Origin of the sequence: Oceanobacter mangrovi, assembly GCF_019740315.1 — a bacterium.
Lineage (GTDB): Bacteria > Pseudomonadota > Gammaproteobacteria > Pseudomonadales > Oceanobacteraceae > Oceanobacter > Oceanobacter mangrovi.
In genome coordinates this window covers 206,891-223,974 of record NZ_JAHXZR010000003.1, presented here as the reverse complement: position 1 = coordinate 223,974, position 17,084 = coordinate 206,891, and the positions used below count along the sequence as shown (strand labels likewise).

Here is a 17,084-nt window from a genome sequence, read left to right as displayed (position 1 = left end):
CAATCATCCATGGATACGCTTACCAATTTTCGCACCTTTATGGCCGTCGCCAGTTACGGCAGTTTTGCTGCCGCCGCCCGCAGTTTGCATGTGGTGCCATCGGTAGTTGCCAAACGTATCGCCCAGCTGGAGCAAACCCTTGGCTGTCGGCTGTTTGAACGCACCACCCGCACAGTGGTACTGACGGATGCTGGCACCAAACTATTGCCCGGCGTGCGCCAGTGCGTGGCGGAGTTTGATGGCCTGATCAAGGATGCCAGAGCTGATGATGGCAAGCTCGAAGGCCATATACGCATCATGCTGCCGACCACCTTGTCGATGGCTACCCTGTCCCGCTCGATCACCCGTTTCATGGCGACTCACGACCGCATCACCATTGAAACCCTGATGACGGATCGTTCGGTCAGCCCGCTGGAAGAAAACATCGACATCATGATCAGCGGCCGGCTGGCCCATTACGACGGCGTGGTACAGGTTCCGCTGGCACCAACCCGGGTGTGTTTGTGCGCCTCGGCGGATTATCTGGCCCAGCGTGGGCCTATCAATCACCCCAGTGAACTGGTCAGTCACGACTGCCTGGTATTCAGCCCACAGGGCAACACCTGGGCCTTTGAATCCGAACGCGGGCCAGTTTACGTCGATGTCCAGCCACGCCTGAGTGCCGACGACAACCACACGCTGCTTCTGGGCGTACAACAGGGCCTGGGGGTATCGATTCTGCCGGGCTACATCGCCCGTCATGGGCTGGCATCGGGTCAGCTGATGACAGTGCTGCCGCAGTTTCCGCCCCAGGATCGCTGGTATCGCGCCCATATCCCCAAGCGCAATGAAAAGCTCGCCCGCGTAGTCGCCCTCTGTGAATGGCTGCGCCAGGATATCGAACAACTGAATGAAGCCGGTGCCGACTGGAGTTGAATGCGGCTTTATTGGTAACAAATTGGCAGCAGCTCGCAGCCAGGCCATACAGAACAACTTATATCTGTACAAATAATGTGGTTTTTCTATGATGCCGGACGTTCTTCCAATGGACGGACAACAACAAGAATCAGCACAAGGACCTGCTCCAATGCCCAACATTGCCATTCCTACAACACTTTCCTTGCTGACGGCCACCTTGATGCTGTCAGCCTGTAGCAGCACTCCTCATCACGATAGCCACAATGGCCATGAGGATCAGCAGCCACAAACAGCCGTCAGTGACACCGTGATTGAACAACAACGTCAGGCACTGGCTGCCAACAGCCAGCTGGCCGGACCGCAGTCGCCGCGGGATATTGATTCCGGTTCAGGCAGTAATCCGGTGCAGTTTGCCAGCGCTCCAGAGCGCAGTCGCATGAACCTCTGCAACATCCACCTGCATAAGGGCGCCGAGCATAAGGGCGGTGAATTTACCCGTTATGCGGGCAACGGCGATGGCCATGGTTATGGCTCGGGTTATTTGTATAACGGCCAACTCAGCGCAGCCGAACGGCAGCCTTTGCCGCAACCGGTCTGCCACGGCGAACATGGAGCCTTGCAAAGCGGCGACACCATTGAAGTGCACTATGTTTACTCCAGTGCAGAAGTCGCGCCCGGCTATTCCCTCAATGCCTGTTTCAACTCAGCAATTAACAATCCCCAGCTGCGGGTTGAAACCCAGGTTTATGTGCTGGTGAATGATCGCGCTGCTCTCGACTTCAGCCAACTGGCTGCCGTTGGATATCAGCAAGGTAAACATCAGGCGACCGGTATTCCTGCCAATACCGGCACTCCCGTCAGTTATGAAGGTTCCACCACCGGCCCTAAATACAATGAGCAAAGCTCACCGTTTCAGGTCAGCTGGAACGTTCGCCCGAAAGTCGCCAAAGTGGATATCAACAGCATGCAAGGCTGGTGTGACAGCAATCCCTTTGATGAAAAATACGCCCACGGCGTGCGTAATCTGGTCATCAACCCTGCCCTGTTGGCACCGTTTGGCAACTAACCCTGCCCTTCTGGCACCGCTTGGCAATTAACCCTATACGAAAAAAGGCAAGCCATCTCTGGCTTGCCGAAGACCAAACAACAAGGAGGAATTGAATTATTTCAGTAAGGCCGCAGGTAACCAGAGCGACAGTTCAGGCACCAACGCAATCACAATCATGCTGATCGCCATCGCCAGCAGGAACGGCACCATGGCGCGAAACAGCGGCATCATCTTCAGGTTGGCCGAAATCATGGCTATATACAGCCCCGGCCCCACCGGCGGTGTTACCAGCCCCACCAGCGTCGCCAGGCTGATGATCACGCCAAAGTGAATCGGGTTAATGCCAAAACCAACCGCGGCAGGCAGGATGATCGGCACCAGCACAATCATCACCGCGATACTTTCCAGGAACATGCCCAGCACAATCACCAGCAGGTAGACCAGCATCAGGAACACCACCGGAGAAGTCGTCAGGCTGGCGATCCACTCCACCATCATGTCCGGAATACCTTCGAACGACAGCGCCCAGCCCATCACAGATGCCATCGCAATCAGGCCGGTAATGGTGGCGGTGCTGGTCGCCACGGTAGCGAAAATATTGCCAAGGTCACTGAGTTTGATGCTCTTGTAGACCAGCCAGCCCATCAGGAACGCCATCACGGATGCAATCGCACCGGCTTCGGTAGGAGTCATCACACCACTGATGATGCAGATAATCACAGTGACCGGAATCGCACCCGGCAGCAGCCCGTTCAAGACATCTTTTTTGATATCACGATGGGCCAGCTTTTCACCTTTTGGCAGCCCCTTGATCACGCCGGTCAGAAAGATCACCAGCGCAAAACCGGCGATGATCAGCAGCCCCGGCAGAATCCCGGCAATAAACAGATCAGAAATTGGCTGATAGGCCACCACCCCATAAATAATCATCAGCATGGATGGCGGAATAATCGGCCCCAGCAGACCACCAGCGATGGTCACCGCACCAGAGAATTCCTTGTTGTAACCCTTCTCCACCATGGTCGGGATCATCAGCTTGCTCATCACCGCAATCTGGGCAGTTGCCGAACCCAGAATCGATGCCGCCATGGCATTGGTCATCAGGTTGACGTACGCCATACCGCCACGGAAGCCACCAAAAAACACGTCGGCGGCGTTCATCAGACGGGAGGTCAGGCCGCCCTTGTTCATCAGCTCACCGACCAGCATAAACAGCGGGATCGCCAGCAATCCGTTCTGGCTCAGCGAACCAAACAACTGGATCGGCAACGAGCTGATCAGCATGGTCAGCTCGGTCTGCTGAAGGAACACCAGCGTGCCCAGCAGCAGCACGATAAAAATCGGCAAGCCGGCCAGCAGCGCAATAAAAAATGCCGCAATGGTTGTCATGCGCTGCGTTCCTCTGAGGGGGTTTGGGTTTCGGCTGGATGTGGCTGATGGTCATCCTGGGTTTCAGGAATCAGTACTTTGACGCATTGGTGAATCGTCATGCAGTAGATCGACGCCACCAGCACCGAGTAGTTGTACCAAAGCGGAATACCCGTGGTCGGCGACACTTCACCCTTCACTTCCGGCCGTAAAATCCAGTCGGTGGCGTACCAGGCCAGAATGCCGAAACAGATCAGGCCCACCAGATCGAGTAACCGCAACAACCAGATCCGCGCCGCAGGTTTCAGCGCCAACAACAGAATATCGACCCGCACCAGCTTGCCGGTATGCACCAGATAGCTGACCCCCATAAAGGAAATCATGATCAATAATTGCACCGAGACTTCTTCAGCCCAGAACAGTGGCGCGTTAAAGAAATAACGCAGAATGACCTGCGCACAGAGAATCAGCGTCATGGCGGCAGTCAGCAGAATCATCAGACTCCGCTCGGTCCAGCCCAGACCCCGATCCAGCAAATTGACAAGCCCTGGCATGGCTACCTCACTACAGCAAAGAGGGTTCAGCCGGAGCCATCGAACGATCGTTCGATCGATAACTCAATAGCTCCGCTGACTCAGGTTGGATCATTTATTCTCGGAGTAAAACGCCTTGATATCAGGGTTTTCTGAGAGGTATTTGCCAGAGATCTTGTTCATCACCGGCTGCAGGCTGGCCTTGGCGAAGCTGTTCACCTGAACACCTTCTGCTTTCAGCTTCTCAAGGTTGGAAACCTCGGCTGCTTCCTGCTGCTTGAAGCCCCAGCTTTCGGCTTCCTTGAAGGACTTCATAACGGTCTCACGTTTTTCATCCGTCAGTGAGTCCCACCATTTCTTCGACGCCACCACGATGCCCGGGAAAGCCATGTGGTTGGTCAATGTCAGGTTCGGTGCCTGCTGATACATCTTCAGGCCCACCACAACGTCGAGGTCAACATCAACGGCATCCAGCAGATTGGTAGTCAGCGCTGGTGACACTTCGGATAACGGCATTGCGGTTGGTGCTGCTCCCAGCTCTTGCCACCAGTCGTTGAAGACCTTGTTCGGGAAAGAACGGATTTTCTTGTTGGCAAAATCATCCACCGACGTCATCGGCTGCAATGAAATCACGTGGCGCATACCCGCCAGCGTGTAACCCAGACCAACCAGTTTGTCGGCCTCAAGTTTTTTCAACATTTTCTGGGCTTCAGGGCGCTGGGTGGCAGCGGCGGCATCCGCCACGCTGTCGAACAGACCCGGCAGGAACCAGCCAGAAATGGAATCTTCACGGTTGGACAACACACCGGCAGTCAACACCGCCAGCTGGATACCACCGGATTGCAGCAGGTCGATCATCTGCTGCTCGCCGCCGAGTTTCGACAGCGGGAAAATCATGATTTTGGTCTTGCCGGAAGTCGCCGCCTGCAGATTGTCGTTAAAGTGCTCGGAGGTCTTGTTCCAGATATGGGTTGGTGGCGTCACCATGCCCATCCGCAAGGTTTCTGCCTGAGCCGTCAGGCTTGCCGTGGCAGTGGCTGCCAACAGTGCGACGGACAGAACTGCCTTGCCGAATGCACGCGGAATTTGATTGAAGCTGTTTTTCATTGTTTGGCCTTTTGCAGGATCTTGTTGTTGTTAATTGCGCCAAAGTGCTGGGGTCGATAACCAGCCAAAGCCAGCAGCATCAGCTGCTGGCCAGACCAGCTCATGCGATGGTCAGTTTGATGTCGCCGAGCTTGTCGATGCTGCCAGTGATAACGTCACCAGCTACCACAGGACCCACACCTTCCGGTGTGCCTGTGTAGATCAGGTCGCCAGGTTGCAAGTGATAGAACTGTGACAGGTGAGCGATAATCTCACGCACGTTCCAGATCAGCAGGCTGAGGGTGGACGACTGTTTTACGTCATCACCAACTTTCAGTTCGATCTTGCCGTCAGAGATCACACCTACGTCTTCCTTACGGAAAATTGGCGACAGCACGGCAGACTCTTCAAAGTCCTTGCCCAGATCCCATGGACGGCCACTTTCGCGAGCTTTCAACTGCAGGTCACGACGGGTCATGTCGAGGCCACAGGCGTAGCCATAAATGAGGTCTTCGGCGTTTTCTTCGGCAACTTCAAAGCCTTCCTTACCGATTGCCACAACAAATTCCATTTCATAATGGTAATTGGCAGTCTTCGGTGGATAGGCCACGGTGGCACCTGACGGCACCAGCGTTGAGCTGTCCTTGATGAAATAGAAAGGCTCGGCAGTGGACTTGTCCACAGCCACACCCATTTCCGCTGCGTGGGCCAGATAGTTACGGCCAACGCAGAAAATGCGGTTCACGGGAAAACGTTGCTCAGTGCCTGCAATTTCAGCACTAACCGGCGGCTTGGCCGGAAAAACCAGATTATCAGTCATGCTTGAGTACTCCAGCTGTTCAGTCGTGGGCAGCCTGGGCTGCCCTTTGTTGTCGTTATCTATCAGGTGTTCCGGGACAGGTTTTCTGAATCAGAAAATGCCCAGGTACTGGTGCAATGGCGCTTCGTCTGCGGTCATGATGAAGGCAGGTTCGGTCACAGAGGCATTGCGCAAGGTAATGTGGCTATAACCCGGGGCCGCCAGCGTGTCTTTTTCAACAAATGCCAACGGCTCACCGTTACTGGACGGATGCCCTTCAACCTGCATTTGGCCAGCGCCTTCGATGACGTGGAAAATGGCTGGAGTGGTGCGCTTCGGCAGTGTCACGGTTTCGCCCGGACGCAACATCAGCGCCCCAAAACCAATGCTCGGGAACAGACTGGTACCGTTTTCCGGATTCACGTAGCTGATGCTCAGCAGGCCTTCGCGGTGATCGGCAGCCATTTCAACCAGACAGGCACGGGTTTTGGACCATGGGTAACGCAGCATCGGGGTATCGGTTTTGCCACGCTTCAGGTTGATGTTTGGCACCACTCCGGCCGCACTGTAATCGGCGTAGGATTTGTCGCGAGTCGCATCGGTTTGCTGCAACTCGCCTTCCATAGCCCAGGAGCTGTTGAGGCGGTAGATCAGCGGCAAGTCCAGCACGTCGAGCCAGACGATCGGGCCATCACCTTCGTGGTGGTGCTCATGCCATTTGCCGGACGGAGTCAGAATCAGGTCGCCGCGTTCCATCTTGCAAGGTTCACCGTCAACCGTGGTGAACGCACCTTCGCCTTCAACGATTACCCGTACCGCGTTTGGAGTATGACGGTGGTTAGGTGCAGTTTCGCCCGGCAGAATCAGCTGCATACCCAAGTAAATGCTGGGTGTTGCCTGAATGTTGTCGAGGCCGTGACCCGGGTTGGCCAGAATCAGTACCCGGCGTTCAGCCTTTTCCATCGGCGTCAGCTCACCGGCGCGCATCAACAGTGGTCGCAGGCTTTCATAATCCCAGTTCAGTACCGAAGTATCACGGGTCGGTACATTGGGCGGCAGCACTGAACGCATGGAAGGCCAGAGCGGCACCAGATTTCGTTCCGTCAACGCTTCGCGGTATTCCAGCGGCAGATCTTCGAGTTTACCCAGTTCATTCATTATTTTTACTCCTGGTTGGACGACGCTAATGTGATCGCAGTGAATCACCGTACTTTAATGAGTACTTCTGCGCGGTTCCGGTGCTGTCTGCAGCACTCTCTTTATTTGATCAAATCAGGCTGATTGGCTGGCGCTGCCTGTTCAAAGGCTGGCAAGGTCAGACAATATTCATAGATGGCCATCAGGCGTGGATAACCACTGAGGTCACAGCCGAAACGCAGGGCATTACCAACCTGGGGGACCAGACAGACGTCAGCCAGAGTCGGTTCATCACCAAAGCAGCAACGGCCATGGCCGTAACGCTCAAGCAGGGCTTCGACGGCATCAAAGCCTTCCTTGATCCAGTGGTTGTACCAACCGCTCTTGTCTTCGTCGGAAACACCAAGGCGCTTGGTCAGGTAGCCGAGAATTCGCAGGTTGTTGACAGGGTGCATATCGCAGGCAATCAGGTTGGCGATTTCCAGTACCCGGGTTTTCTCAATCAGGTCTGTCGGAATCAGCCGAGGCTCAGGGTAACGCTCGTCCAGATAACTGATGATCGCCATTGACTGGCTGATCATGGTGCCGTCGTTCTCAACCAGCAGCGGTACGCCCTTGCCAGGGTTTTTGGCAACGTATTCCGGCTCACGCTGTTCACCCACACGGATGTTGACGCCGTGGTAATCGTAAGCCAGTCCTTTGAGTGCCAGCGCGATACGAACCCGATAGGAGGTCGAGCTGTTGAAGAAACTGTAAAGCTGCATTCTTGTTATCTCCTGTTGCAGTCAGGCTGCGCGGGCCAACGGATGTTGTCGCTTGCTGGAGATGATTATTGACCAAGCAGGGTAGAACGAATAATGATAGTTTTCGATATAGCCATACCCTGGAGGATATACCTTGAGCTGGACCAGACAATTACGCCTCAAGCACCTACAGCTACTGATTGAGCTGTCCGAAAGCGGTAGCCTCAGTGACGTCGCCCGCAGCAGCCACAGCACCCAGCCAAGTTTGTCGAAATGGTTGAAGGAGCTGGAAGACGACATCGGTGCACCGCTGTTTGAGCGCCACGCCCGCGGCCTGCGGCCAACCGCTCTGGGCGATCTGATGGTGGCGCACGCCCGCCGGATGTTGTCGGAAGTACAGCGGACGGAGCAGGATCTGCATTCGGTCATGCAGGGTGGCAACCGGATTCTGGCGGTTGGCACCTCACCCGCCGCTGCCCCCAGCTTTGTACCTGCGGCCATCATGCAGTTTCTCAGGCAACAGCCACGCGCTCGCATTCGGGTCGAGGAAGGCACCATGAACCAGATGCTGGAACAGCTCGAACTCGGCAAGCTGGATCTGGTGGTGGGTCGTATGGATAACTACAAGCCACGGCCAACCCTGCGCAGCGCCATCCTCTATGATGAACGCCTGAAGGTAGTCGCCCGGCCGGATCACCCGCTGACTCACAAGTCGTCGCTCAGCTGGGAAGATCTCTATCAGTATGAGTGGATTGTCTGGCCGGATGGCACCCCGATTCGCAGCAAGCTCGACAATTCCCTTACTGCCGCCGGCCAAAAACCGGCACCTTTACGGGTTGAGTCTTCGTCACAGATTGCCAACCTGTGGATGATCAAATACAGCGACATGCTGTCGATCAGTTCGGAGCGAGTAGCCCGTCACTTTACCGAACGCGGCCTCGTGGTGCCGCTGGATATGGATATTGAGCACGCCGAGGGCAATGTCGGAATCTGCTGGCGCGACGAAGCCGCCACCGACGCCTTGCTGAACGAGTTGCTGGACTGCTTCTCGCAACAGGCCAACCATCTGGATGAGTATTAGAAAATGCAGGGTATAAAAAAAACCGGGCAAGCCCGGTTTTTTTTATGTCGCGGTGATCAACCGATCAGATGAACCAGCCAGAGCGTAATGCCCGGGAACAGAATCATCAGGATTACCCGGATAATGTCGGAGATCAGGAATGGGATAACGCCGCGGAATGCTTCGGTCATCTTCAGTTCCTTGTCGAAGGACTGAATGATGAACACGTTCATACCAACCGGTGGCGTAATCAGACCAACCTCTACCACTACCAGCGCGATAATACCGAACCAGATGCCCAGGTCGCTGCCAGACAGACCAAAATCCATACCCATAATGATCGGGAAGTAGATTGGAATGGTCAGCAGGATCATCGCCAGACTGTCCATGAAACAACCCAGAATCAGGTAGCTGATCAGCATGATGGTCAGCACCATGTATGGAGAGTAACCAGAGTGAGTGATCCACTCAGCGCCCGCTGCAGGCAGCTGGGTCAGAGCCACAAACACACTGAACAGGTCAGCACCCAACAGGATGAAGAAAATCATCGCGGTGGAAACGGCAGTCTTCAGGATACTTTCCTTGAAGCCTTCCCAACGCATACCACCATGGGTGAACGCCAGAACAGCGGTCAATACCACACCAACGGCTGCCGCTTCACTTGGAGTGAAGATACCGGCATAGATACCACCCAGTACAATCAGGAAGATGATGGTGATGTGCCATACATCCAGCGTCGAACGGAATTTCTGTGCCCAGGTTGTTTTCTCACCGGCAGGACCGGCTTCAGGTTTGATACGCACAACCACAGCAATTGCCAGCAGGTAACCGAAGGCTGCCAGGAAGCCTGGAAGAAACGCTGCGATAAACATTTTGGCAATGTTCTGCTCAGTCAGTACCGAGAAAATGATCAGCACCATGGATGGTGGAATCAGAATACCCAGGGTACCGCCAGCCGCCAGAGCACCAGCAGACAGGCCGCCGGAGTATTTGGCTTTTTTCATTTCTGGCAGTGCAACCTTACCCATGGTAGAGGCAGTTGCCAGAGAAGAACCACAAATTGCACCAAACGCCGCACAACCGGATACCGAGGCCATTGCCAAACCGCCACGCAGCTGACCGATCCAGGTATTACAGGTACGGAACAATTCACTGGTGATACCGGCCCGCGTGGCCAGTTCACCCATCAACAAAAACAGTGGTACAACCGACAGGTCGTAGGTTGAGTACTTGGCAACCGGTACGCTGCCGAAATAATCCAGTACCGATTCATAACCGGCCAGGATGCTGTAACCCAGGGCACCACATGCCATCATGGCCAGGGCAATCGGGATACGGAAGGCCATCAGCACCAACAAGAGTGCGATCATGCCGAAAGCCAGTTCAACATTCTCGTTCATTCAGACACCCCCATCAGATAGCTGACAATTCGTTCCAGCGCGCGTAAGGCAACCAGTACACTGACCAGTACACCTGCGGCATATACAACCCACAGTGGCAGCTCAAGAATCATGCTCTGCTCCATGTAGTCATAGGCGTCGAAACCAGCCAGGGTCATCTGCCATGCCATAACAATGGACACGACCAGGAACACCACTTCGCCGATGGTTTCCAGGGTTTTCAGAGCCTTGTGGCCCAGGTTATTGGTGAATACGTCCACCACAACGTGACCGCAGGCGCGATGGCCTTCGGGCAAAAACAGGAAGATCGCAATCCCCAAGCCAGCCTCTACCAGCTCATAGTCACCGCTAATAGCGGTCGAAAATAAGGCGCGCCCGGTAACACTGACCACCGTCATGATGGCCAGGCCCAGCATGATCACTCCACCCACCAGCGCGAGCTGGCGGGCGAGCCATGACAGGACGGAGCGCACCTGCAGCAGCCATACAGGCTGATTCAGGGCAATCTCATTCATGGTTTGTTAACTACCTTTTTATACTTCTCGATCAGATCGTTGGCTTCTTTGTACAAACGAGTGCCATCCTTGCCTTCGTCGTTCATGTCTGCAATCCAGTCATCAGTGATTGGTTGCATTTTCGCCTTCCAGCTGGCGTATTCTTCAGGAGAGATGGTGTAGAACTTGTTACCTTCTTTCTTGGAGACGTCGTAGCCTGGCAGCTCAGCCTGATCGAACTCGTAACCCATGCGACGGGCTTCGTCGAGGCCTGAGTTGTTATCGATCACTTTCTGCAGGTCAGCAGGCAGGCTGTCGTAGGTCTTCTTGTTCATCACAAACAGGAAGAACTGGGTGTACAGACCACGGTCGCCCTTGATTTCAGTGTGGTTAGGCGCCAGCTGATGAATCTTCAGCGGGTTCACCACTTCGAACGGCATTACAGCGACATCAACCACACCTTTGGACAGCGCGCTTGGCAGGGTTGGAACCGGCATAAACACTGGGCTGGCACCCAGAGTGCTCAGAGCCTCAGCCATCGCCTTGTTTGGTGCACGCATCTTCAGACCATCAACATCAGCAGCGGTCTTGATCAGCTTGTCGCGGGAGTGGAATGCGCCTGGCGCGTGAGTGTGGATAGCAATCAGATGAACGTCAGACAGCTCGTCCTGCATTTCCTTGTCAGCGTATTCCTGCAGGGCCATGGAAGTGGCTTCCGCATTCACTGGCATGAAAGGCAGCTCAAAAGCGCCCGCTTTAGGGAAACGACCCGGGGTATAACCACCCACAGTCCAGACGATATCCGCAACACCCTTACGAGCCTGATCGAACAGTTGTGGCGGCTTGCCACCCAGCTGCATGGCTGGATAAATGTCGATCTTGATACGGCCATTGGATTCCTTCATCACCTTGTCTGCCCAAGGCACCATCAGTTTCTGGTGAGTTGGGGAGAGTGGCGTCAGGAAGTGATGCAACTTCAGAGTGAATTCTGGTTCAGCTGCCTGAGCCGTAAAAGCAGTCAGACTGCCCAACGTGAGGCCCAGCGTCAGCAGTAGCTTCTTAAGTTTCATATTTTGCACCTTGTTATTTTTATGGGTTCAGATTCAAAGCCGAACCCATAAGTGGGATGGACTTTAAAATCATACAACCTCTGGACCGTGTTGGTAGCCAACACAGTATTTTTTTCAGCATGGTGTTGCGAAACACCCTGTTATCAAACAGAAGGGTCAGGCATACCATCCTGTGATTACGCAAGCTAGCATCCAAGCCAGGCCACAGGTAATTAATTAAGCAGGAACGTCATTCGTTTTTTGCATAGACATATACCAAAAGCTATAAAAAGAGGTTGCCAGACACAAACCTGAAATGTATCAAAATAGCCAGCAAAGCCGCATTACAGCTGCTTATCCCTATTCTGAAAATGGCCCCTCAGAAGCTCTCACAGGCGATAGCTGGGCTATCAGATCCAGTTATAAAATTCCCCGACGAGAGATAGTTAACAGCCACAACTATCGCAAAAACCAATACCAAAAACGTGAAAATTCAGTACCGTCTGGCGACCAGGCATTCATACCATTATCAATATAAATAGCGCTACCAGGGCCATCCAGCAGCAGCTGACGAGCCTTCGAAGACCGCTAAAATAATCTGCGACTCTGGTCGAAGTGTTGTTTTCGTACCAGTAAAAGAGGCTAGAATGCGAGACAGTCCCACCTAACGATAACAATGAGGGATTCCATGTTAGCAGGTATGCAAAGTTCTCCGGTAACACCCGCAAGACGACAGGAAAGCCGCTCTAACCCGGCACTGGTAGTACTGCAAGCGTCGCTGGCACAGCCGTTTCAGCTACTGCAAGCCGATTCCAAAAGCAGCCCTGCCGGTTTTCTGGAACACTGGCAATTTGGTGACGTGCTTGCGTGCAAGACCTATTTTCAACGCGACTGCCAGCTGCAGCTGCAATGCCCGGCCGGCTGCCGCCTGTTAGCCTGGGAAATAGCCAACCAGGCAGCTCCGCCTTGCTGGATTACCCCCAAGACGCCACAGCAAGAAAGTGCATCGGCTCATTCTGAATGGATCTTTGTGGTATTGCCGGAACAGCGCATCCAGACCAGTTTGCCTGAGCGACTGGAACACTCGCTGCTGCTTGAAGGTAGCCTGAACGGCACCATCAAACCGCTGTACTATCTGCTGTTATCCATCACGGCAGACAGCGGCAACGGCTTCACCTGTTACAACGACAGTGCCTATGCCGAGCTGTTTTATCGCAACCTCTTTCTGGCAATGAATGGTGAGCACCGCGGCAGCCAGCAACCAGCACAGAGTGAACACCCGAGAGTGCGGCAGGTTCGCAACCTGATCGAAGCACGTATTACCGACGACATTGAAATCAGCGAGCTGGCGGACGCCTGTCAGGTGAGTGTTAAAACCCTCTACAACCTGTTCAATCGCGAATTGAACATGACGCCATCGGTGTTTATGCGCAACCTCAAGTTGATGGCTTCCCGCAAGGATCTGCAACAAAGCCCGGAACTCAACATCACCACCATCGCCACCCGCTATGGTTTTACCAACCTGTCACGATTTGCCTCGCACTATCGCCAACAATTTGGTGAAACGCCGTCCGACACCCTGCGTCAGAGTCGCCAGTAAGCCGTCGTCTGGCGTATTAATACACGTCATTCCAGACTTGTTCTGGAATCCAGACGGCGGAGCAATTTTCGACGCTGCATGGATCCCAAATCTCGCAAGCTCGTTTGGGAAGACGGTGGAGTTTATAACCGTCACCCTGAACGCGCAGCGATTCAGGATCCATACGGCCAGGATTTGACAAGCCGCATGAAACCAAAGCTCGCCTGGGAAGACGGTGTAAATTGCTGGCGTCTGACGAAAGCAACAACAACCCAACAAATGACAGCCATAAAAAAACCCGCTTGCGCGGGTTTTTTTATGGCTGCTGCCGTATTTCTGCACGCAGAAAAGCCCGGAAACCGGGCCCTCTGGTACACACTACGGAGAACAGTGTTGATCTGATGTGATGCTGCCAGTACTAACTGACAGCATCCGCCAATGTCATCAGAACTTGTACATCGCCATGATCTCGAGCTGCTTGCCTTTTGGACGCAGGTTCGGGAACGGAGCGGCTGCTGGAGTATTCAGAGTGTCGACGTCCTGTTTACGGAATTCAACGCCAATATCCAAACCTTTGGTGTATTTGTACACCAGGTTAGCATTCATGGAGTTCAACTCGGAATCAGCATCGTCGTCTACACTGATGTGCGCCATACGGATGGTCGCATCCAGCTTGTCGCTGATTTTGTAGCCAACGCCAGCAGTGTAACCGGTCTGGGAAACCAGCTTGCCATCTTCCACGTCAGCGTTCTTGGAACCAGAGTACGCGCCGTTAACACCGATACCGGTGAATACGCCCAGACCCTTACCAGTGTAAGCACTACCGTACAGGGTCACATCGCCCAGACCCAGCTTACCAGCGAAAGAAGCACCGGCAGCAAATACAGACTCATCATCAACAGAAGTGTTGGTGCCATCAGCCTGACCAACATCACGACCAGTCACAGCCACAGTGAAGCCAGTACCGCCTTCGTAACGCTGGGTGAAGGCTGCAACCATATCCGGGTAGGAAGCTTTTTTGTTCACTGGATCTTGCAGGCTCACGCGTACAGGACCAGAGGTGTAATGCAGAACCAGATCTGGACGAATAGTACCGCCGTTACCACCAATGGTACCCAGGCCAGGACCCCAGAAGTTAATTTGGTTAGCATCCATCGGCGCAGTAGCGAAGAATGCACCACTCCAGGTTTGACCAACAGTTACGTTATCAACAGCCAGATAGGCGTGACGCAAACGCCAGTTGTAGGTTGTACCTGCAGTGAATTGGCCGCCGTAGAAGTCACCTTCAATAAAGGTCTTGATCTTGTGACCTTCAATTTCACGCTCGGTAGCAAAATTCAGACGAGATTGACGAGCAGTCGCATCAAAGCTGTTAGACGCGCTATTGGCTGCATCGGCATCAGGACGGTTGAATACACCTTCCACCTTGATATAACCACCAACGCTGTACTTAACACCGTTAACGGTGGCAACTTCACCAGCAGTAGCAGCAGAGGCCAGAATAGTCGATGCAATGGCCAGAGCCAGAGAGTGCTTCTTCATGATTGTGCCTTTTTATTTATTGTTTTCACTATTGTGATTAACGACCCTGACCAACAAAAGCCAGTGTCGCGAAATTCAACTCCGTCAGTGTGGTCCAGCTTCGAGCGCTTGGCTGTACATATATTGAAAGGAACATACACCAGTTGTAAAAAGCTATTGTTTTACTACATACATATATAAGTTTTTTAGATATCTCATATGCTTTAAACGGATAAATAACAATCATCTCCCCCTCCGCCAGCCCGCGTGACTGCTACAGTTATGTAACCAGAACACTTGCTCAGAAATTCTTCAAACGCTTTGAGAGAAAATTTCACAGGTTAAAAAAGTACCAGTGATAGATGAATTTCTCCATTCAGAACCCTACTACTACAGGGGATTATGCAAACCAGACGCAAGCAATCATAAAAATAGTACTTTCCGCAGAGGCGTATTATGAAAACCATCAAAACTCAGGTTGCCATCATCGGTTCCGGTCCTTCCGGTCTGCTGCTGGGTCAACTGCTGCACAAGCAAGGCATTGAAAACGTCATTCTGGATCGCGTAGATCGTGACTACATCCTTGGTCGTATCCGCGCCGGTATTCTGGAACAGGGTTTTGTGGATCTGGTTCGCGAAGCTGGTGTATCCGAGCGTATGGATGCGGAAGGTCATGTACACGAAGGCGTTGAGCTGTCCATCAACAACGATCGCTTCCGTATTGATCTGAAAGAACTGACCGGTGGTGACACCGTCATGTGTTACGGCCAGGTAGAAATCACCCGCGACCTGATGGACGCCCGTGAAGCTGCCGCACTGCCAACCTACTACAACACCGAATCTGTGCAGCTGCACGATGTTAAGTCTGACAGCCCATACGTCACCTTTATTTACGAAGGTGAAGAATGCCGCCTGGAATGTGACTACATTGCTGGTTGTGACGGCTTCCACGGTGTTTCCCGTCAAACCATTCCGGCTGAACTGCGTACCGAACACGAACGCGTTTACCCGTTTGGCTGGTTGGGCCTGATGGCCGACGTACCACCTTGTAACGAAGAACTGATCTACGCCATGAGTGACCGCGGCTTTGCTCTGGCCAGCCAGCGTTCCCTGACCCGTTCCCGTTATTACCTGCAGGTTCCACTGACCGACAAGGTGGAAGAGTGGTCTGACGAGCGTTTCTGGGAAGAGCTGAAAGCCCGTCTGCCAGCCGAAGTGGCCGCCACCATGCAAACCGGCCCAAGCATTGAGAAGAGCATTGCCCCGCTGCGTTCATTTGTGTGTGAACCAATGCAGTACGGCAACATGTTCCTGGTCGGCGACGCAGCTCACATCGTACCGCCAACCGGTGCCAAGGGTCTGAACCTGGCGGCTTCCGACGTTGCCACCCTGTACAAGATCATGCAGCGTGTTTACAAGGAAGGCGACAAGTCCTGCATCGAGCAGTACTCCGAAATCGCCCTGCGTCGGGTCTGGAACGGTGAGCGTTTCTCCTGGTGGATGACCAACATGATGCACGATTTCGGTGCTGAGGTTTCCGGCTCTGGCATGGACCCACTGATGCAGAAACGCTTCATGCAGTCTGAACTGCACTACTACCTGAACAGTGAAAATGGCCGCAAGGTAATTGCTGAGCAGTACGTTGGTCTGCCATACGAAGAGCTGAAGTAAGCGAAGACCTGAAGTAAGGACGCTAGACGGTTAAAAGCAAGACGGTTAAAAGCAAGACGGTTAAAAGCAAGACGGTTAAAAGCAAGACGGTTAAAAGCAAGACGGTTAAAAGCAAAAAGCCCGCTCCCCCTGAGCGGGCTTTTTGCTATCTGACGTTCTGAAGCAACCAGGCAATCAACCGCAGTAAACTCAGTGAATCGTGATTGTTCCGCCATGAGACTGGCGCTCCAACAAGACCAGCATCGGCAACATGTCTGGCCGAGTATGCTGAACTTCCGGCATCAACTGCAGGCATTGCTCTCCAGCCAGTGCCAACAACTGATCCACACACTGGTTGCGATACAGTGACCCTTGTGGGCTCTTCTCACTCATCAGCAAACTGATACAGCGATTCAGTCGCACCATGGCCATTTCCGCTCGCTCTTCAGCCAGATAGCTTTCGACCAGATTCAGCAGCGGTGTCACAACCCCCAGCAAAGACTGTTCGTACAGGGAATCCGGGCAAGCGATTGCCGAAGACTGCTCCAGCAAGTCATAGCCCTGATCAAGCGCATCCAGATAATGCTCACTGGCACAGGCCGGAAATCCGGCGGATAACGCCTGATCGCCTGCTTGCAAGGATTCCAGCCAACCTTCAGGCAGCTGGTTGATCATATCGTGCAACCCTGACAGGGTTTGTCGCCAGGCCATGTTTGCCTC

Annotated in this window: 16 protein-coding genes; 5 read left to right on the top strand and 11 right to left on the bottom strand. The window is 53.6% G+C overall.

Going from position 1 to position 17,084, the window contains the following annotated elements:
* Positions 1–9 precede the first annotated feature (9 nt).
* Together K6123_RS07785 and K6123_RS07780 are read left to right on the top strand one after the other, a co-directional pair.
* The gene (locus K6123_RS07785) at positions 10–915 is read left to right on the top strand and encodes a LysR family transcriptional regulator (RefSeq protein WP_221796168.1); all 906 of its coding nucleotides are present in this window, start codon (positions 10–12) and stop codon (positions 913–915) included.
* 151 nt (positions 916–1,066) lie between these two features.
* The gene (locus K6123_RS07780; protein ID WP_246624680.1) at positions 1,067–1,963 is read left to right on the top strand and encodes a delta-class carbonic anhydrase; all 897 of its coding nucleotides are present in this window, start codon (positions 1,067–1,069) and stop codon (positions 1,961–1,963) included.
* Positions 1,964–2,059: 96 nt separating this feature from the next.
* Here K6123_RS07780 and K6123_RS07775 read toward each other — a convergent pair whose 3' ends face one another.
* From K6123_RS07775 to maiA, 6 genes are all read right to left on the bottom strand, one after another.
* On the bottom strand, positions 2,060–3,334 hold the full coding sequence (locus K6123_RS07775) for a TRAP transporter large permease (RefSeq protein ID WP_221796164.1): 1,275 nt from the start codon (positions 3,332–3,334) through the stop codon (positions 2,060–2,062).
* Entirely contained in the window at positions 3,331–3,867 is a 537-nt protein-coding gene (locus K6123_RS07770; protein ID WP_221796161.1) for a TRAP transporter small permease, read from the bottom strand. Before K6123_RS07770 ends, K6123_RS07775 begins: the two co-directional genes overlap by 4 nt.
* 90 nt (positions 3,868–3,957) lie before the next feature.
* Entirely contained in the window at positions 3,958–4,953 is a 996-nt protein-coding gene (locus K6123_RS07765; RefSeq protein WP_221796158.1) for a TRAP transporter substrate-binding protein, read from the bottom strand.
* 100 nt (positions 4,954–5,053) lie between these two features.
* Positions 5,054–5,752 (bottom strand): fumarylacetoacetate hydrolase family protein, encoded by a 699-nt coding sequence (locus K6123_RS07760; protein WP_221796155.1) that lies wholly within the window; start codon positions 5,750–5,752, stop codon positions 5,054–5,056.
* A gap of 90 nt (positions 5,753–5,842) precedes the next feature.
* Positions 5,843–6,889 carry a cupin domain-containing protein gene (locus K6123_RS07755; RefSeq protein WP_221796151.1) on the bottom strand — a complete coding sequence of 349 codons (1,047 nt, stop codon included), beginning with the start codon at positions 6,887–6,889 and terminating at the stop codon, positions 5,843–5,845.
* Between the two features lie 101 nt (positions 6,890–6,990).
* On the bottom strand, positions 6,991–7,632 hold the full coding sequence (gene maiA, locus K6123_RS07750; protein ID WP_221796147.1) for a maleylacetoacetate isomerase: 642 nt from the start codon (positions 7,630–7,632) through the stop codon (positions 6,991–6,993).
* Positions 7,633–7,765: 133 nt separating this feature from the next.
* Between maiA and K6123_RS07745 the strand changes: the two genes are divergently transcribed.
* Positions 7,766–8,692, top strand: a complete 927-nt coding sequence (locus tag K6123_RS07745; protein ID WP_221796145.1) for a LysR substrate-binding domain-containing protein — start codon at positions 7,766–7,768, stop codon at positions 8,690–8,692.
* A gap of 56 nt (positions 8,693–8,748) precedes the next feature.
* On the opposite strand, the gene K6123_RS07740 is transcribed toward K6123_RS07745, so the two are convergent.
* From K6123_RS07740 to K6123_RS07730, 3 genes are read right to left on the bottom strand one after another with little or no spacing between them, the layout of a single operon-like run.
* Entirely contained in the window at positions 8,749–10,071 is a 1,323-nt protein-coding gene (locus K6123_RS07740; RefSeq protein WP_221796143.1) for a TRAP transporter large permease, read from the bottom strand.
* Positions 10,068–10,586 carry a TRAP transporter small permease gene (locus K6123_RS07735; RefSeq protein WP_221796141.1) on the bottom strand — a complete coding sequence of 173 codons (519 nt, stop codon included), beginning with the start codon at positions 10,584–10,586 and terminating at the stop codon, positions 10,068–10,070. The genes K6123_RS07740 and K6123_RS07735 overlap by 4 nt, the downstream gene beginning before the upstream one ends.
* Positions 10,583–11,635 (bottom strand): TRAP transporter substrate-binding protein, encoded by a 1,053-nt coding sequence (locus K6123_RS07730; protein ID WP_221796139.1) that lies wholly within the window; start codon positions 11,633–11,635, stop codon positions 10,583–10,585. The genes K6123_RS07735 and K6123_RS07730 overlap by 4 nt, the downstream gene beginning before the upstream one ends.
* 667 nt (positions 11,636–12,302) lie before the next feature.
* On the opposite strand from K6123_RS07730, the gene K6123_RS07725 reads away from it, so the two are divergent.
* Positions 12,303–13,214 carry a helix-turn-helix domain-containing protein gene (locus tag K6123_RS07725; RefSeq protein WP_221796136.1) on the top strand — a complete coding sequence of 304 codons (912 nt, stop codon included), beginning with the start codon at positions 12,303–12,305 and terminating at the stop codon, positions 13,212–13,214.
* A 423-nt stretch (positions 13,215–13,637) separates the two neighbouring features.
* On the opposite strand, the gene K6123_RS07720 is transcribed toward K6123_RS07725, so the two are convergent.
* A complete protein-coding gene (locus K6123_RS07720) occupies positions 13,638–14,735 on the bottom strand; it encodes a hypothetical protein (RefSeq protein ID WP_221796133.1) in 1,098 nt (365 codons plus the stop codon).
* A gap of 444 nt (positions 14,736–15,179) precedes the next feature.
* On the opposite strand from K6123_RS07720, the gene pobA reads away from it, so the two are divergent.
* Positions 15,180–16,385 carry a 4-hydroxybenzoate 3-monooxygenase gene (gene pobA, locus K6123_RS07715; RefSeq protein ID WP_221797023.1) on the top strand — a complete coding sequence of 402 codons (1,206 nt, stop codon included), beginning with the start codon at positions 15,180–15,182 and terminating at the stop codon, positions 16,383–16,385.
* A gap of 189 nt (positions 16,386–16,574) precedes the next feature.
* On the opposite strand, the gene K6123_RS07710 is transcribed toward pobA, so the two are convergent.
* A complete protein-coding gene (locus K6123_RS07710) occupies positions 16,575–17,075 on the bottom strand; it encodes a hypothetical protein (protein ID WP_221796130.1) in 501 nt (166 codons plus the stop codon).
* Positions 17,076–17,084 lie beyond the last annotated feature (9 nt).

What these genes read in the sequence shown, in the direction of transcription:
- K6123_RS07765 (WP_221796158.1), bottom strand. Translation starts at nt 4,953, where the DNA reads ATGAAAAACAGCTTCAATCAAATTCCGCGTGCATTCGGCAAGGCAGTT.
- K6123_RS07780 (WP_246624680.1), top strand. Translation starts at nt 1,067, where the DNA reads ATGCCCAACATTGCCATTCCTACAACACTTTCCTTGCTGACGGCCACC.
- K6123_RS07720 (WP_221796133.1), bottom strand. Translation starts at nt 14,735, where the DNA reads ATGAAGAAGCACTCTCTGGCTCTGGCCATTGCATCGACTATTCTGGCC.
- K6123_RS07785 (WP_221796168.1), top strand. Translation starts at nt 10, where the DNA reads ATGGATACGCTTACCAATTTTCGCACCTTTATGGCCGTCGCCAGTTAC.
- K6123_RS07725 (WP_221796136.1), top strand. Translation starts at nt 12,303, where the DNA reads ATGTTAGCAGGTATGCAAAGTTCTCCGGTAACACCCGCAAGACGACAG.
- K6123_RS07710 (WP_221796130.1), bottom strand. Translation starts at nt 17,075, where the DNA reads ATGGCCTGGCGACAAACCCTGTCAGGGTTGCACGATATGATCAACCAG.
- K6123_RS07775 (WP_221796164.1), bottom strand. Translation starts at nt 3,334, where the DNA reads ATGACAACCATTGCGGCATTTTTTATTGCGCTGCTGGCCGGCTTGCCG.
- K6123_RS07735 (WP_221796141.1), bottom strand. Translation starts at nt 10,586, where the DNA reads ATGAATGAGATTGCCCTGAATCAGCCTGTATGGCTGCTGCAGGTGCGC.
- K6123_RS07760 (WP_221796155.1), bottom strand. Translation starts at nt 5,752, where the DNA reads ATGACTGATAATCTGGTTTTTCCGGCCAAGCCGCCGGTTAGTGCTGAA.
- K6123_RS07770 (WP_221796161.1), bottom strand. Translation starts at nt 3,867, where the DNA reads ATGCCAGGGCTTGTCAATTTGCTGGATCGGGGTCTGGGCTGGACCGAG.
- K6123_RS07755 (WP_221796151.1), bottom strand. Translation starts at nt 6,889, where the DNA reads ATGAATGAACTGGGTAAACTCGAAGATCTGCCGCTGGAATACCGCGAA.
- maiA (WP_221796147.1), bottom strand. Translation starts at nt 7,632, where the DNA reads ATGCAGCTTTACAGTTTCTTCAACAGCTCGACCTCCTATCGGGTTCGT.
- K6123_RS07730 (WP_221796139.1), bottom strand. Translation starts at nt 11,635, where the DNA reads ATGAAACTTAAGAAGCTACTGCTGACGCTGGGCCTCACGTTGGGCAGT.
- K6123_RS07740 (WP_221796143.1), bottom strand. Translation starts at nt 10,071, where the DNA reads ATGAACGAGAATGTTGAACTGGCTTTCGGCATGATCGCACTCTTGTTG.